Below are 15,850 nucleotides of genomic sequence, written 5' to 3'. Positions count from 1 at the left end.
AAGGTACGAGCTCAGAGCTCGTACCTTTTTTGATTAATTATGTGTATGACGCGTTGCAAGTAAGGTCAAGTAGCTTAATACACCGAATAGGAAAGAGATAATTAAAGAATGAGCAAGCGCGAGCTCTAGCTGCAGACGTGTGACAACAACAAGCATACCGGAAACCGCCTGAAAAATAACTAGAATGAGAGCAGCTAACCATCCGTAAAAAATATTTTTTTGATGACGATAATATTTAACTGCATGAATAAAGGCAGCTAAAATCCATACAAACGTTAAAACAGCAGCGGATCGATGTCCCATTTGAATCCACTGATTCAAATCAACGGGTAGCCAACCGTTTCCGTTTGAACAAAATGGAACGTCTGGACAGGCTAAGCTAGCTTCTTTATGGCGAACAAGCGCGCCCGTGTACACAACGGCATATGTGTATAAGATAACCCCGTAAATATGTTTTTTCATTTTAGAGCCTAGCTGCATATTAGCTGTGTCGAGCTTTTGATCCACTTCAAAGATGATAAGTGTTAACAGCAGTACAGAAGCAAACGAAATAAGGGAAATACCAAAATGAAGAGCAAGCACCGCATCTGATTGCCCCCACATAACGGCAGCGGCCCCAATTAATGCTTGCAGTACTAGGAAGAAAAAAGAGATAAACGCTAAAGGTCTAACTTCTTTTATATGTCCTAGTGAAATCCACGCCCATACGCATAAAGCGAGTACAAGAAAGCCCGACACGCCAGAAACTAAGCGGTGGCTTAATTCAACAACGGTTTCAAATGTTAAAGGGTCGGGAATGAGCTGTCCGTTACACAGAGGCCAAGAATCTCCGCACCCGTCTGCTGAACCAGTTTTCGTAACAAGAGCACCGCCAAGTAGAATAAGTAACATGGCTATGCTCGTCACAACGGATAAAAACTTTAATCCAAGTCGCACAATAATCACCATCCTAAAAGCAAAGTAAGTAATATAACGAGCTAAACATTTTATCCTAATCTTTTTGTATATTAAACATAAATTTCATTTATTCTCCATAAACTTGATTGAATTTGTTATAATGGTAGAAAGTGTAAGGGTTGTTCATGAGTTTGACTCTGCAGATATGTAAAAGGTACCGTACAGAAAACTATTTTACTTGCAGAAATATCTTTTAACAAGTGACAGGGACATGCATTTAGCTCATGACAAAAAAAATCCATATTTTTTTCATGAATTCTTCACAAAGTAACGGCAAAATATGGTTTAATAAACATGAGAAATAGATAATTCTCTACTATTTTATCGTTTATATGTGAAGCTTTTAAGTAGTTTCGGTGAGAGGAATATGACTTCTTTGTGAACAAAGAGGAGATTTTTGTAAAAATATGTTGAAAACGCCTTCATTTATAGACTCTTTATTTACTAGATAAAAGTCTGTGGATGAGTAAAGGAGGAAGCGCCATGGAAGATTCAAAAATGGTGGAAGATTCAACGCTTTCTGCATCGCCTAACACAGCTCATGTAAGCGAAAATAGTTCCATTTGGTCAGATTTTTTAGCTACGATTAAAATCGGAATAGTCAACTCAAATTTCATCACCACCTTTACTGGTTTTTGGCTAGCTCTTTTCTTCAACGAACAACACTTCTTAGAAAACCTGGATAAAGCATTTTTTACTTTAATAGGTTCTTCACTTATCATCGCCGGTTCATGCAGTTTGAACAATTACATAGATCGTGACATTGACCCTCTAATGGAACGAACAAAGGGACGACCTACAGTGACAGGAAGTTTTACACCTTTGACGGTCCTTGGGATTGGAATCGGTTTGACGTTAACCGGCTTGCTTATGCTACTAGTTGTTTCTTCCGTAGCCGCTCTCATCGGATTAGCAGGAATACTTACATATGTAGTTCTTTACACCATGTGGTCCAAAAGACTATACACAATTAATACAGTAATCGGAAGTATATCAGGCGCTGTCCCGCCATTAATTGGATGGGCCGCTATCGATCCCAATTTACACGTAGTGGCTTGGGTATTATTTTTAATCATGTTTATTTGGCAGCCGCCTCATTTTCTAGCTCTTGCTATGCGAAGATGTGAAGAATATCGAGCAGCGGGAATCCCTATGTTGCCTGTTGTACATGGTTTTGAGCTTACAAAACGACAGATTCTCATTTGGATTGCTTGTTTGTTGCCATTACCTCTTTATTTATACGAATTAGGCATTCCATTTCTAATTTTGGCCACTGTTTTAAACATAGGATGGCTATTTTTAGGATTTGCTCAATACAATAAACAAGAAGACACAAAGTGGGCTAGCATGATGTTTGTCTACTCACTAAACTATTTAACTATTTTATTTGTCTCAATGATTGTCGCAACGCTTTTTGCCTAGATAAAATCTTTCACTGAATGCGACGCTGCACAAGGGGGATTTCTTCTACATGTAGAATTCATTATAGAAGGAATAAGTTTTATGCTCAAGAGGGCATAGATGAAATCACGTCAATGAAAGAGAGGTTGGGGAATGGTATGAAAAAATGGCGATTGAACTTTCGTCTTTTGTCGTTATTTACGCTGCTTGCATTCGTGTTATCGGCCTGTGGAAAACCGTTTTTGTCAACACTTAAGCCTGCAGGTGAGGTAGCTGAAGAACAATATTCGCTTATGCTTCTTAGTACAGCCATCATGGTTTTAGTTATTATTGTGGTCACCATTATCTTTATATTTGTTATTCTGCGCTTTCGCCGTCGTAAAGGCGAAGAAAACGTGATTCCAAAGCAAGTGGAAGGAAGCAGAAAGTTAGAAATTATATGGACAGTGATTCCTATCTTGCTGCTCATTATTTTGACTGTTCCAACGGTCATCTCAACATTTAAGCTAGCGGACGTAAAAGGAATGAAGGACAAAGATGCTGTCGTAGTAAATGTGCGTGCTAACTTGTACTGGTGGGAATTTGAGTATCCTAATCAAAAAATTATTACATCCCAAGATCTAGTTGTTCCAACGGATAAAAAAGTCTACTTTAATATTAAAGCTTCTGACGTCAAGCACTCATTCTGGATTCCTTCAGTTGGAGGAAAGCTCGATGCTAACACAGAAAATGATAATAAATTCTGGCTAGTGTTTGATTCTAAAAAATCGAAGGAAGCTAACGGGGTTTTCTACGGAAAATGTGCTGAGCTTTGCGGTCCATCTCATTCTCTTATGGACTTTAAAGTACGGGCTGTATCAAGCAATGAATTTGATACGTGGGCAAAAGATTTGAAAAAGGCAAAGCCTGATGTAGAAACAGCATCCGCAAAAGCGGGTCAAGAGGTCTTTAATGAAAGCTGTATCGGATGCCATGCTGTTGATGTCAAAGACAATCGTCCAGAGCAAGCTCGTCAAGCACCAAACTTAGCCGGTTTTTCTGAACGTGAGCGTGTAGCTGGAGTGCTTCCTCACAACAAGGAAAATATCAAAAAATGGTTAAAAAACCCTGAGAAAGTTAAGCCGGGTAATAAGATGAGTGGTACATATCCTGACTTAACTGATGAACAAGTAAATGAGCTAGCAGACTATTTAATGAGTTTAAAAGAAAAATAAACGTCCAGTCGTTTTTAAAAGGGGAGGTTTAGCGATGAGTACACTCAGTCAAAAGAAGGGTGTAGGTGGAACAATTTGGGACTTTATGACAACCGTTGATCATAAAAAAATCGCCATTCTTTATTTAATTGCCGGCGGTATCTTTTTTCTAGTCGGAGGAGTGGAAGCGCTATTTATACGTATTCAGCTGGCTATACCAAGCAATGACTTTGTTAGTGCAGGAACGTATAATGAAATTTTAACAATGCATGGAACAACGATGATTTTCTTAGCTGCCATGCCGCTTCTTTTTGCTATGATGAATGCAGTTGTTCCGCTGCAAATCGGAGCTCGAGATGTAGCATTTCCATTTTTAAATTTGTTAGGTTTTTGGTTGTTTGCCTTTGGGGGACTCTTTTTAAATCTAAGCTGGTTTTTAGGAGGAGCACCTGATGCAGGTTGGACATCATATGCTTCGCTGTCTATTGCATCGCCTGGTCACGGAATTGATTTTTATGCGATAGGTTTGCAGATTTCCGGAGCCGGGACATTGATTTCAGGTATCAACTTTCTCGTAACAATCATTAACATGAGGGCGCCAGGTATGACTTATATGCGTATGCCGCTGTTTACGTGGACGACGTTTGTTGCATCAGCTCTTATTTTGTTTGCGTTTCCAGCACTGACGGTTGGATTGTTTTTAATGATTTTTGACCGCTTGTTCGGTGGAAACTTTTTTGACGCCACAATGGGTGGAAATACGATTATCTGGGAACATCTTTTCTGGATATTCGGTCATCCGGAAGTATATATTTTAATTCTTCCAGCGTTTGGTGTTTTCTCGGAAATTTTACCTACTTTTTCAAGAAAGAGATTATTCGGATACTCGTCGATGGTTTTTGCTACCGTATTAATCGGATTTTTAGGGTTCATGGTGTGGGCTCACCACATGTTTACAACCGGACTTGGTCCGATTGCAAATGCCATTTTTGCTGTCGCTACGATGGCCATCGCCGTTCCAACTGGAATTAAAATTTTCAATTGGCTGTTTACGCTTTGGGGAGGAAGTATTGAGTTTACGTCTCCAATGCTTTACGCTGTCGCCTTTATTCCGTCATTTGTTATCGGGGGAGTAACAGGAGTTATGGCAGCTGTAGCACCTGCAGATTATCAATTTCAAGATTCTTATTTTATCGTTGCTCACTTCCATTACGTTATCGTAGGCGGTGTCGTATACGCTATATTAGCAGGTGTCACATACTGGTGGCCAAAAATGTTTGGCAAGATGTTAGATGAAAAGTTAAGCAAAGCAACGTTCTGGCTCTTTTTGATTGGTTTCCACTTAACGTTCTTTATTCAGCATTTCTTAGGTCTAATGGGGATGCCTCGCCGCGTATGGACGTTCTTGCCTAATCAAGGTCTCGACCTTGGGAATGCAATCAGTTCATCAGGAGCTGCTTTCATGGCGGTTGCTACGCTCATTTTACTTGTTAACATTATAAAAACCACTGCCAAAGGACAAAAGGTAGGAGGAGATCCTTGGGGAGACGGACGTACATTAGAATGGGCTATTTCATCTCCGCCACCAGAGTATAACTTTAAACAAACGCCGCTTGTACGCGGGTTAGATGCATATTGGATTGAAAAAATGGCAGGAAATAAAGAAATGACGCCAGCCGAACCTCTTGGTGATATTCATATGCCAAACTCATCGTTTATTCCATTTATGATATCGCTTGGGATGTTTATTGCAGGGATTGGCTTTTTGTATCGAAATGATCATGCGTGGGGAGATGTTGTAGGGATTATCGGAATGGTCGTCATGTTTTTATCGATGTTCTTCCGTTCATGGATTGATGATCACGGCTTTCATATTCACAAAGAAGACTTAGTTGATGATGACAAGGAGGCGAAGATGTAATGGAGACTGAACAAAAGCTAACCGCTGAAACTTTCCCTGCTTCGCCTGAAAAAGCAACGCTTGAAGGGAAAAATAAATTCACCGGCTTTTGGCTCTTTTTAGGCGGGGAGACGGTTTTGTTTGCTTCACTTTTTGCTACTTATTTAGCTTTGCGCAATTCAACGATGTCAGGACCTAAGCCGGAAGAATTGTTTGATATTAAGCTTGTTTTTGCAGCAACCATGATTTTATTAACAAGTTCACTAACAAGCGTATATGCTATGTATCATATGAAAAATTTTGAGTTTAAAAAGATGCAGCTATGGTTAGGCGTTACGTGGCTTTTAGGTTTAGCGTTTTTAGGGCTAGAAATCTATGAGTTCAGGCATTATGTTCATGAAGGGCATACGTTTACAAGCAGCGCATTTGGTTCTTCTTTCTACGCGCTGGTTGGGACACACGGAGCTCACGTAACGTTCGGACTGCTTTGGATTGGTTCTTTGATGATTCGAAATGCGAAGCGGGGGCTAAACTTATATAACGCTCCTAAATATTATGTCGCAAGTTTATACTGGCACTTTATCGATGTTGTGTGGGTCTTTATTTTCACGGTTGTATATTTAATGGGAATGGTGGGATAAGCTGATGACGACAAATCAATCAAACTCAGATAACCCAAGGCTCAATTTAGAATATCGTAAAAAAAGAAACGCAGAAGATATGAAGATGCAAGTTATCTCTTTTGCAATGATGTTGTTTTTAACACTAATTGCTTTTTTTGCGGTTTATCAAGAGTTTAGCGGATGGTACATTATGCCGGTGATTGTGCTCTTGGCGGTTGTTCAAGTCATCTTTCAACTTTATTATTTCATGCATATGAACCACAAAGGACATACCATACCAGCATTTTTCTTGTATTCAGGCGTATTGGTAGCTCTTTTAACCATTTTAGCTTTTGTAACCATTATTTGGTGGTAAAGAAAAGGGCTGGCATGCGCCAGTCCTTTTCATCATCTGTAGAAGGAGGAATAGACGTTGATTAACAATTTGCAGATGTTTGGTTTTGAAGCACTTTGGAGTCCTTACTATTTTTTAACCATTTGTCTGGTGACCGTCTTATATTTTTTCATCGTTGGTAGATGGAGAGGGAATTTTATAGGAGCGGCGGCCGTAGACAGAAAAACAAAAGCGTATTTTGTTATCAGCATGGTTCTTTTGTATATATGTAAAGGAGGACCTGTAGATTTACTAGGGCACTTTATGTTTAGTGCTCATATGACGCAAATGGCAATTGTTTACTTGGTGATTCCCCCGCTTTTTATTTTAGGAATTCCACCGTGGTTAGCTCGTTCTGTTATTTATGTAAGAGGGGTTAAACCTGTTTTTAAATTTTTTACAAAGCCCTTAATTGCTTTACTATTATTCAATGGGGTATTTTCTTTGTATCATATTCCGCTGCTTTTTGATGTTATTAAAACGGATATGACGCTTCACGGAATCGTGAGTGTTGTATTATTTATCGCTGCATTTTGTATGTGGTGGCCACTCATTAATCAGCTAGAAGAAGAACAAACGCTAAGTTCTTTAAAAAAGCTTGGATACATTTTTGCAGATGGCGTACTTCTTACTCCAGCGTGCGCGCTGATTATTTTTGCAAACCATTCTTTGTATGCGACGTATACAGACTCAAGCGCTTGGGTACAAGCTCTTTCCCTTTGTGTACCGCCTTCTATGATTGCAAGTTTAGGGCAGCTTGCTCCTGAGATGTTTAATACGCTGCCTCCCGTGGAAGACCAGCAGCTAGGCGGCGTTATTATGAAGATCATTCAAGAAATTGTGTATGGAACGGTTTTAGGCTTTATTTTTTTTCAGTGGGCTCGAAAAGAACGAGAGAAAGATACGTACATGCCTGATTTTACTGAACCTCAAGATATAAAACCAAAGGAATTTCCGTCTACTCCTCCTTTGAATTAAAAAAAGCGCAGTCTGATTACTGCGCTTTTTCTAATTCTATAGCTGAACGGTTTCAAGCTGTGATTTGATTTGTGTTAATATCTTTTCACACTGTTCTACAAGGGATGGCGGGAAATATTCTCCGTCTCCATATTCTACACCGTGAGGATAATAATGTTTGCCTAATAGAGGTGTCATAAGGTGAATAACAGCATGCCTGCCCCCTACATCGCCTGAAATAGCATGTCCTTGGACTCGCAAATAGAAGGTATCTCGCTGAAACTCGAATTTTCGATCGTACGTGACGCGTTCATAATCCCATTGTCCGGCGCGGACCAGGCCAAATTGATGCATAATCTCATCTAATAAATCTAAATCTACCTTTAATGAATCAAACTTTGCATATTCAAATTTCATATGAACTCCCTCCCAAAACAGATATACCCCAACTAAATCATAAGCTGAATGGATAAAACTTGCAATATCTAATAAGGAAAAATGTAAACGTTATCTATTTTTATTTAAACGTTTTAAATGCGAAAGTTTACTAAAAAGTTGGTCACACTATAAAGCGAACACACTATGTAAAGGAGGATAAAACAATGAAAACTGTACAAGAGGTAATGACAGCTGATACGGAAACATGCACCACGCTCGATAACGTATATGAAGTGGCAGTGAAAATGAAGGAATGGAATGTAGGCGCAATTCCAATTGTCGATAGAGATCAGTTAGTAGGAATGATTACAGATCGAGACTTAGTTATAAAAGGCATTGCAGAAAAGAAGCCAAATTCAAGTAAAGTAACGGATGTTATGAGTGAAGAGCTTATAACTATTACAGCGGAAGCCTCTGTAGAAGAAGCTTCTAAGCTTATGGCTCAACATCAAATCCGTCGTCTTCCTGTTGTGGAAAATCAAAAGCTAGTCGGGATTGTTTCGCTAGGTGATTTATCAACGTTTCGCTATGCAAATGAACGTGCAGGAGAAGCGCTCTCAGACATTTCAGAACATACGCATTAAAAAGCGAAAGCCAACTGTTTGCAGGATATTCGTAAATAGTTGGCTTTTTCTTTTGTTTCCTTCATACCGATAGCTATTTTTTTTTGAATGCATGTATAATAGAGATAAAAATAAGTTAAACAGGTAAAGAAAACAGGTGTAAGGAGAGGAAGAAAAGCTGAAAAAAGTTATTTTTATTCTCGTATTAATAGTGGCATTTGTATACGCGGAGGATTATTTACCTCAGCTAGAAAAATATCTAACGGGTCAAAATATTGAGCAAAACCAAACGGATTCCAAAAGTCAGCCCACCCAAGAAGTGGCTTCTTATGAAAAACAAAGTGAAAATATGATGAGGCTCATTGGAGATCATTCAGAACAGTTAATTGGAATGCTTGGAGAGCCGGATCGTATTGATTCTTCTGCATATGGCTATGACTGGTGGATTTACAAAAAGAATCGTCAAACGTATGCGCAGGTAGGAGTAGAAAATAATCAAGTCGTATCCGTATACGTCATTGGTTCAAAAACAAATACAGATCCTTTTGAGATTGGTGAGAAGCGAGAAGAAGTGGAAAAAAGAGTTTCACTTTCATCCGAACTCACGCTTCAAAAAGACGGAAATGAATACCGATTTCGTCTGAGTGAAGAGGATATGAAAATGCGTCCAATTATTAAATATGGAGATGTATACGTCCAACTATATTTTGATCAGTTCCTTAATACAATCTCAAGTATTCGAATTATGGATATGGACACGCTATTAAAACAGCGTCCGTACGAAATTGTTTATCGCGGCGAGCTTCCAACAGCTCCGTCATTGACAGCAGAGGAGTGGAAAAGTGTCCAAGAAGGAGAAGAGCAGCAAATTATCGATATTACAAATGTAATTCGAGACCGTTTTCAGCTGTCACCTTTAGCTTGGGACGAAGCCACTGCCGGAGTAGCTTATTTACACAGCAAAGAAATGAGTGACTTAAACTATTTCTCTCACGTTTCACCAGCACAAGGTGATTTAGGCAACCGTCTGCAAAAAGGTGATGTAGTATACCGTATCGCGGGCGAAAATATTGCCTCGAATTATCAGGATGGAATCGCTGCGGTTGAAGGGTGGCTTAATAGTGAGGGACATCGTAAGGCTTTACTCAATAAAGAGTTTACGCGTCTTGGTGTAGGTGTATATGAGAAGTATTATACGCAAAACTTTATCACTCCGATGAATGAATAGTAAGATTAAAACTTCCTTTTGAAAATAGGTCTACTCTTGTCCTCTTTCTCATAAGTTTTAGTAGAGGTTAGAGGAGGGACGAGAATGAAAGGAAGAATAGTAGGAATATTGCTCGTACTTTTCTTTGCATATACGACTACTGTACATGCAGCTGAAGGGCAGTGGGAAAAGCTTGATAACTTATCTGATCAAACGCTATCGCTTGTAGAGCAAAAGGAGTATAAAGCAGCCCAACATTTGTTCAGAAATTTTTCGAATGAATTTACCAGTCTCAATACAGCTTCTTTGGGCGTATCGGCCGAAGATATACGTATTTTAACTCTTTGTTATGAACAGGTAGAAAGGTCTCTTTTATCTTCTGATTCCAGTGATGAAGAACGTCTTCAAAAAGCTACTCAATTTCGATTATTAGTCGATGCGCTGCACAGCAAGCATCAGCCTATGTGGACTGAACTCGAGGGCAGTATGCTAGCAACATTTAAAGAGATGCGAAATGAAGCAGTAAAAGGACAACAGGCGGCTTATGAAGCGCAGCTTAAGCAATTTTTAAAGGAATATGATATGATCTTACCGAGCGCGCAGGTAGACGTGTCGTCTCCCTACGTACAGCGTGTGAGCGCAGACGTTCACTTTTTACAAAGTGAAGGAACGCTAAGTGAGATTAACGATGACCAGTTCAACCAAATGGAACAAAATTTAAAAGATTTTTTTGAACAAGTAAAAGAAAATCGTACGGACCCGTCTTTTATTTGGGTTACAATTACCACCGGAAGTATTATTATTGCTACACTTTTTTATGTAGGAGCGCGAAAATATTTCGCTGACCAGAAAAGAAAGTCAGCCAGAGGGCGTAATGATTGACGTAAAAGCGCAGAATTGTCTAAAATAAAAGAGTAGTCAAACACATAATGAAAGGTGTGGGTAAATGAGCTTTTTGATTTATTTTCTCATTATTATCCTTGTGCCAATTTGGGCACAGTTTAAGGTGAGAAGTGCTTACAAAAAATATTCACAAGTAAGCAACTCATCAGGAATGACAGGGGCAGAAGTAGCAAGAAAAATTTTGGATGAAAACGGATTGTACAACGTTCACGTAGAGCCTGTAGGCGGATTTTTATCCGATCACTACGATCCTCGCTCAAAAGTCATTCGTTTGTCAGAAGACAACTATTACGGAACGTCTGTCGCAGGCGCTGCCGTTGCGGCTCACGAAGTGGGACACGCGATTCAAGACAAAGAAAACTATTCGTTTTTACGCCTTCGCCACTCGCTTGTGCCGGTGGCAAGCCTTGGATCAAACGCTTCTTGGATTTTAATTATGATTGGAATTATCGCGTCGATTAAGCCGTTGCTATTGTTAGGTATTATCTTCATGGCAGCAGCGGTCGTATTCCAAGTTGTAACACTGCCTGTTGAATTTAACGCTTCAAGCCGAGCGATGACGCAAATCGTCTCAGTCGGAGCGATTCGAAATGACGAAGAGCGCGAGACGCGCAAAGTGCTTAACGCAGCGGCTTTAACATACGTAGCAGCCGCAGCAGTAGCAGTTCTTGAGTTGGTTCGTTTAATCATGATTTATACAGGAATGAATAACGACGACTAATAAAAAAATACCGCATTAGCGGTATTTTTTTATCTTTCAAGCGGTTTTTTATTTTCATCAAGGGTAAATCCTTCACCTAAGACATCATGAACATCCGTAACTGCAACGAAGGCGTGTGGATCTACAGAAGTAATAACTTGCTTTAAACGGAAAATTTCATTTTTACTAACAACGCAGTATAGCACGTTGGTATCTTGCTTAGAAAAAGAACCCTGTCCTTTTAAAATCGTCACGCCTCGATCCATTTCTTTCATAATTTTATCCGATATGGCTTCGTTATGATTCGAAATGATGGTTGCGCCTTTGGCCGCATACGCACCGTCTTGCATAAAGTCAATAACCCGTGCAGCGACAAAGACTGCAACAAGTGTGTACATAGCTTCTCGGTAGGATAAATAAATGAGAGACGCACTAATTACAATAAAGTCAAAAAGAAACATCGTTTTCCCCATATTCCACCCGATATATTTTTGAACAACACGGGCAATGATATCGACTCCTCCTGTTGTTCCTCCAAACCTGAAAATAATGCCAAGACCCACTCCAATAAAAACACCGGCAAAAAGAGCTGCTAGAGTCATATCATGGCGCAGGGGCATATTCACCGGAAAGCGCTGGAATATCCATAAAAATAGCGATAAGCTAACAACTCCGAGCATGGTATAAATAAATGCTGTTCTCCCTAATAGTTTCCACCCTACAAAAAACAAAGGAATATTTAACACTAAGTTAGAATAAGAGGGATCAATGTTAAATAAGAAAAATAAAAGCAGGGTAATGCCTGTGAATCCACCTTCAGCTAAATTGTTTTGCATGTTAAAATTAACAAGTCCAAACGCAAATATAGCAGAACCAAGCAGTATAAAAATAATATTTTTTAATCTGAGACCTTTCATACTTACAAACCTCCTATGACCGTTTTTGCACTACCTTATCATAAAGGAATATATTTCATTTCGTAAATAACTATCGAAAAGATTTTTGAAAATAGTAAAAAGTGATGATGTTTCTTCTAGTGCTATGTATTAGTAGTATCCTCAATTCGTAAAATATAGACAGATTTTTGAGAATTAAGGGAAACGTGAGGAATATTGTGAAAGAGCATCTGACAAAGGCGTGGTAAGAAGAAGTAATTACACTAAATAATTTGAAGTAAAGATGTTATAATAGTAAGCTGAGTGTACTTCTAAAAGAGGTGAAATAAAAAGATGTCAAAAAAAACGATGGAGCAAATGCAGCAAGAAGTTGATGCATATATTAGCCAATTTAAAGAAGGATATTTTAGTCCTCTTGCTATGCTTGCGAGAATGTCGGAAGAAGTGGGCGAATTATCGCGCGAAATTAACCACTATTATGGTGAAAAGCCGAAGAAAACGACTGAAGCAGAACGTACGGTCGAAGAAGAAATGGGCGACATTTTATTTGTATTAATTTGCTTTGCAAATTCATTAAATATTGATTTACAAGAAGCGCATGATCGCGTTATGAATAAATTTAATACGCGTGACAAAGATCGCTGGACGAAAAAAGAAGACTAAGGAGAGAAAAAGAATGGACAAAATTCGAATTGTACTTGCAGGACCAAGAGGTCGTATGGGAAAAGAAGCTGTATTATTAATAGAAGAAACAGAGCATTTTGAATTAGTAGCAGCGGTGGATCGTATCAATGAAGGAAAATACATAAGTGATATTGAAGGAATGCCAAATGTACAAGCGCCGATCTACACGGATATTGAAAAATGTTTTCAAGACGTTAAGGCAGATGTTTTAGTTGATTTGACAACACCTGAAATTGGGCGCGTTCATACTAAAACAGCTTTAACATATGGAGTACGACCTGTTGTAGGAACAACTGGCTTTTCAGAAGAAGATTTAAAAGAATTAAAGCAGCTTGCTGAAGAGAAGGAACTTGGCTGTATCATTGCACCTAATTTTGCGATTGGCGCTATTTTAATGATGAAGTTTTCACAAATGGCAGCTAAATACTTTGATGATGTAGAAATCATTGAAATGCATCATGATCAAAAGTTAGATGCACCATCAGGAACAGGCTTAAAAACAGCGGAGCTGATCAGTGAAGTTCGTGAAGCAAAAAAACAGGGTCATCCTGATGAAAAAGAACTGCTAGAGGGCGCGCGAGGTGCAGATTATGAAGGAATCCGCCTACATAGCGTACGTTTGCCAGGACTGATTGCTCACCAAGAAGTGATGTTCGGAGGATTTGGACAAACATTAAAAATTCGTCATGATTCATACAACCGCGCTTCTTTTATGTCAGGTGTGAAGCTAGCTGTTGATACAGTTATGAACGTAGACACACTTGTATATGGGTTAGAAAATATTATTGACTAAGGAGCGAGAAAAATGAAAATCGCCTTAATTGCACATGATAAAAAGAAAAATGATATGGTACAATTCACAACAGCCTATCAAGCGATTTTACAGGAACATTCGCTGTTCGCAACAGGAACAACAGGAACGCGTATTTCAGAAGCAACAGGTTTGAAGGTTCACCGCTTTCAATCAGGACCGCTTGGAGGAGATCAGGAGATAGGAGCTTTAATTGCTCAAAATGAAATGGATATGGTTATTTTTTTCCGCGATCCGTTAACAGCTCAGCCTCATGAACCTGATATTTCAGCTCTGATGCGTCTATGTGACGTCTATGCGGTTCCTCTTGCAACGAATATGGGAACAGCAGAGATTTTAATTCATGGACTTGAACGAGGCGATTTGCATTGGCGTTCAATTATAAAAAAATAGGGTGAAGATAATGAAAGAAACAATAGATATCCTTGCCTTTGGTGCTCATGCCGATGATGTAGAAATCGGCATGGGTGGAACCATTGCAAGAATGAGTGAACAAGGTTTGAAGGTAGTTATTTGCGATTTGACGCAAGCTGAACTTTCTTCAAATGGAACGGTTGAAATTCGAAAACAAGAAGCGTCTAAAGCAGCTGAAGTCTTAGGTGTTCATGAGCGAATTCATCTGCATTTGCCAGACAGAGGTTTGTTTTTAAAGCCAGAATATATAGCTGAAATTGCATCAGTCATTCGCACGTATCAACCAAGGATTATATTTGCTCCTTATTTTGAAGATCGTCATCCTGATCATGGAAATTGTGCAAAGCTTGTAGAAGAGGCCATGTTTTCCGCTGGCGTTAAAAATTATATAGATGATAAGAAGCAAAAAGCTCATCGTGCGGAGTCTCTATATTTCTATATGATAAATGGATTTCATAAGCCAGATTTTATCGTAGATGTATCAAGCACGTTTCAAAAGAAAGTAGCTAGTCTAGAGGCTTATGAAAGTCAATTTATAAAAACAGCAGATACGTTTGATACGCCGCTCGTAAACGGATATATTGAAACGGTAGAGAGCAGAGAGCGATTATTTGGCAAAGAAGTCGGGATAGCTTACGGTGAAGGTTTTTTATCTAAAAAACCGATTTTGATGTACGACGATTTAGTAGGTGGAAAATAAATGAAGTTAAAAATTGGTATTACATGTTATGCTTCCGTTGGAGGTTCAGGAGTGGTAGCAACGGAGCTAGGGAAGCTGCTGGCTGAAAAGGGGCACGAAATTCATTTTATTTCCTCTAGCATGCCTTTTAGATTGACGAAAGTATATCCAAATATTTATTTTCACGAAGTAGATGTAAATCAATACTCCGTCTTTAAATACCCTCCGTATGATCTCGCTTTATCCAGTAAAATGGCTGAAGTGGCTAAAAGAGAAAAGCTTGATATTATTCATACGCACTATGCAATCCCCCATGCCGTTTGCGGGATTTTAGCTAAACAAATGGTAGAGCACGAAGTGAAAATTGTGACGACTCTTCATGGAACAGATATTACGGTTCTAGGAGAGGATCCATCGTTAAAAGACTTAATTAAATTTGGAATTGAGAAATCAGATGCAGTGACGGCTGTATCTCAGTCACTTGTTGATCAAACTCACCATTTAATTAGTCCAGATAAAGAAATTGAAACGATGTATAATTTTATTGATGAACGAGTTTATCATAAAAAAGAAGTTCAGTATTTAAAAGCGGAGTATGGCATATTAGAAAATGAAAAAGTCGTTATTCATATTTCAAACTTTCGTCAAGTCAAACGAGTTACAGATATAGTCAAAACATTTGCTATTATTAATGAAAAGCTTCAGTCTAAGCTGCTGCTTGTAGGAGACGGACCTGAAATGACGGTTGTGTCTCAATTGGTAAAAGAGCTAAATCTTCAAGATTCTGTGTTATTTCTTGGGAAACAAGAAAATGTAGCAGAATTATATTCGATTAGCGATTTAAAACTGTTATTATCTGAAAAAGAAAGCTTTGGGCTTGTACTTTTAGAAGCTATGGCTTGTGGTGTTCCATGCATCGGAACAAATATAGGCGGAATTCCCGAAGTAATTGAACACGAAAAAACAGGATATATTTGCGAAGTTGGAGACGTCGAAGAGGCAGCGAGCAAAGCAATTCAGCTACTTGAAAATGAACAGCTGCATCACCAAATGAGGGAAGCGTCTCTAAGCGCAGTTAATCATAAATTTCATTCAACAGAGATTGTGAGTCAATATGAAAAACTTTATTATAAATTGGTACAGGGTTGAAG

At 38.9% G+C, this 15,850-nt stretch carries 18 protein-coding genes; 15 read left to right on the top strand and 3 right to left on the bottom strand.

Features of this window, described 5'->3' with window-relative positions:
• Positions 1-33: 33 nt before the first annotated feature.
• Positions 34-936: a COX15/CtaA family protein gene (locus tag ACRPLY_RS14695; protein ID WP_028414098.1), complete on the bottom strand. Its 903-nt coding sequence runs from the start codon at positions 934-936 to the stop codon at positions 34-36.
• A gap of 504 nt (positions 937-1,440) precedes the next feature.
• Between ACRPLY_RS14695 and cyoE the strand changes: the two genes are divergently transcribed.
• From cyoE to ctaG, 6 genes are all read left to right on the top strand, one after another.
• Positions 1,441-2,379 carry a heme o synthase gene (gene cyoE / locus ACRPLY_RS14690; protein WP_028414097.1) on the top strand — a complete coding sequence of 313 codons (939 nt, stop codon included), beginning with the start codon at positions 1,441-1,443 and terminating at the stop codon, positions 2,377-2,379.
• 137 nt (positions 2,380-2,516) lie between these two features.
• Entirely contained in the window at positions 2,517-3,572 is a 1,056-nt protein-coding gene (gene coxB, locus ACRPLY_RS14685; RefSeq protein ID WP_432231927.1) for a cytochrome c oxidase subunit II, read from the top strand.
• 34 nt (positions 3,573-3,606) lie between these two features.
• The gene (gene ctaD / locus ACRPLY_RS14680; RefSeq protein ID WP_028414095.1) at positions 3,607-5,472 is read left to right on the top strand and encodes a cytochrome c oxidase subunit I; all 1,866 of its coding nucleotides are present in this window, start codon (positions 3,607-3,609) and stop codon (positions 5,470-5,472) included.
• Entirely contained in the window at positions 5,472-6,092 is a 621-nt protein-coding gene (ctaE, locus tag ACRPLY_RS14675) for a cytochrome c oxidase subunit III (protein ID WP_013056081.1), read from the top strand. Before ctaD ends, ctaE begins: the two co-directional genes overlap by 1 nt.
• A gap of 4 nt (positions 6,093-6,096) precedes the next feature.
• Positions 6,097-6,429: a cytochrome c oxidase subunit IVB gene (ctaF, locus tag ACRPLY_RS14670; protein WP_014460982.1), complete on the top strand. Its 333-nt coding sequence runs from the start codon at positions 6,097-6,099 to the stop codon at positions 6,427-6,429.
• Between the two features lie 57 nt (positions 6,430-6,486).
• A complete protein-coding gene (ctaG, locus tag ACRPLY_RS14665) occupies positions 6,487-7,425 on the top strand; it encodes a cytochrome c oxidase assembly factor CtaG (protein WP_432231926.1) in 939 nt (312 codons plus the stop codon).
• Positions 7,426-7,461: 36 nt separating this feature from the next.
• Here the strand turns inward: ctaG and ACRPLY_RS14660 are convergent, their stop codons facing one another.
• The gene (locus ACRPLY_RS14660) at positions 7,462-7,821 is read right to left on the bottom strand and encodes a YugN family protein (RefSeq protein ID WP_013056084.1); all 360 of its coding nucleotides are present in this window, start codon (positions 7,819-7,821) and stop codon (positions 7,462-7,464) included.
• A gap of 185 nt (positions 7,822-8,006) precedes the next feature.
• Here ACRPLY_RS14660 and ACRPLY_RS14655 point away from each other — a divergent pair, with 185 nt between their 5' ends.
• The 4 genes from ACRPLY_RS14655 (at position 8,007) to ACRPLY_RS14640 (ending at position 11,236) form a co-directional block, all read left to right on the top strand.
• Entirely contained in the window at positions 8,007-8,426 is a 420-nt protein-coding gene (locus ACRPLY_RS14655) for a CBS domain-containing protein (protein ID WP_028414093.1), read from the top strand.
• A 190-nt stretch (positions 8,427-8,616) separates the two neighbouring features.
• Entirely contained in the window at positions 8,617-9,633 is a 1,017-nt protein-coding gene (locus ACRPLY_RS14650; RefSeq protein WP_028414092.1) for a CAP domain-containing protein, read from the top strand.
• A gap of 84 nt (positions 9,634-9,717) precedes the next feature.
• Positions 9,718-10,494: a sporulation protein YpjB gene (locus ACRPLY_RS14645; RefSeq protein WP_028414091.1), complete on the top strand. Its 777-nt coding sequence runs from the start codon at positions 9,718-9,720 to the stop codon at positions 10,492-10,494.
• 64 nt (positions 10,495-10,558) lie between these two features.
• Entirely contained in the window at positions 10,559-11,236 is a 678-nt protein-coding gene (locus tag ACRPLY_RS14640) for a zinc metallopeptidase (protein WP_013056088.1), read from the top strand.
• Positions 11,237-11,265: 29 nt separating this feature from the next.
• Here ACRPLY_RS14640 and ACRPLY_RS14635 read toward each other — a convergent pair whose 3' ends face one another.
• Positions 11,266-12,132: a YitT family protein gene (locus ACRPLY_RS14635; protein WP_028414090.1), complete on the bottom strand. Its 867-nt coding sequence runs from the start codon at positions 12,130-12,132 to the stop codon at positions 11,266-11,268.
• Between the two features lie 312 nt (positions 12,133-12,444).
• Here ACRPLY_RS14635 and ACRPLY_RS14630 point away from each other — a divergent pair, with 312 nt between their 5' ends.
• The 5 genes from ACRPLY_RS14630 to bshA are packed head-to-tail and all read left to right on the top strand — an operon-like array spanning position 12,445 to position 15,848.
• On the top strand, positions 12,445-12,774 hold the full coding sequence (locus ACRPLY_RS14630; RefSeq protein ID WP_013056090.1) for a nucleotide pyrophosphohydrolase: 330 nt from the start codon (positions 12,445-12,447) through the stop codon (positions 12,772-12,774).
• A gap of 13 nt (positions 12,775-12,787) precedes the next feature.
• Positions 12,788-13,588 (top strand): 4-hydroxy-tetrahydrodipicolinate reductase, encoded by an 801-nt coding sequence (dapB, locus tag ACRPLY_RS14625; protein WP_028414089.1) that lies wholly within the window; start codon positions 12,788-12,790, stop codon positions 13,586-13,588.
• 12 nt (positions 13,589-13,600) lie between these two features.
• Complete coding sequence (mgsA, locus tag ACRPLY_RS14620; protein ID WP_013056092.1) at positions 13,601-13,999, top strand: methylglyoxal synthase; 399 nt, start codon at positions 13,601-13,603, stop codon at positions 13,997-13,999.
• A 10-nt stretch (positions 14,000-14,009) separates the two neighbouring features.
• Positions 14,010-14,720, top strand: coding sequence for a bacillithiol biosynthesis deacetylase BshB1 (bshB1, locus tag ACRPLY_RS14615; protein ID WP_028414088.1), 711 nt, complete (start codon positions 14,010-14,012; stop codon positions 14,718-14,720).
• Positions 14,721-15,848 (top strand): N-acetyl-alpha-D-glucosaminyl L-malate synthase BshA, encoded by a 1,128-nt coding sequence (gene bshA / locus ACRPLY_RS14610; protein ID WP_028414087.1) that lies wholly within the window; start codon positions 14,721-14,723, stop codon positions 15,846-15,848.
• The last annotated feature ends 2 nt before the right edge of the window (positions 15,849-15,850 follow it).

It is taken from the genome of Priestia sp. TGN 0903, assembly GCF_050846855.1.
Lineage (GTDB): Bacteria > Bacillota > Bacilli > Bacillales > Bacillaceae_H > Priestia > Priestia zanthoxyli.
Note: the sequence above shows the minus strand (reverse complement) of the source record. Positions and strands in the feature narration are given on the sequence as shown.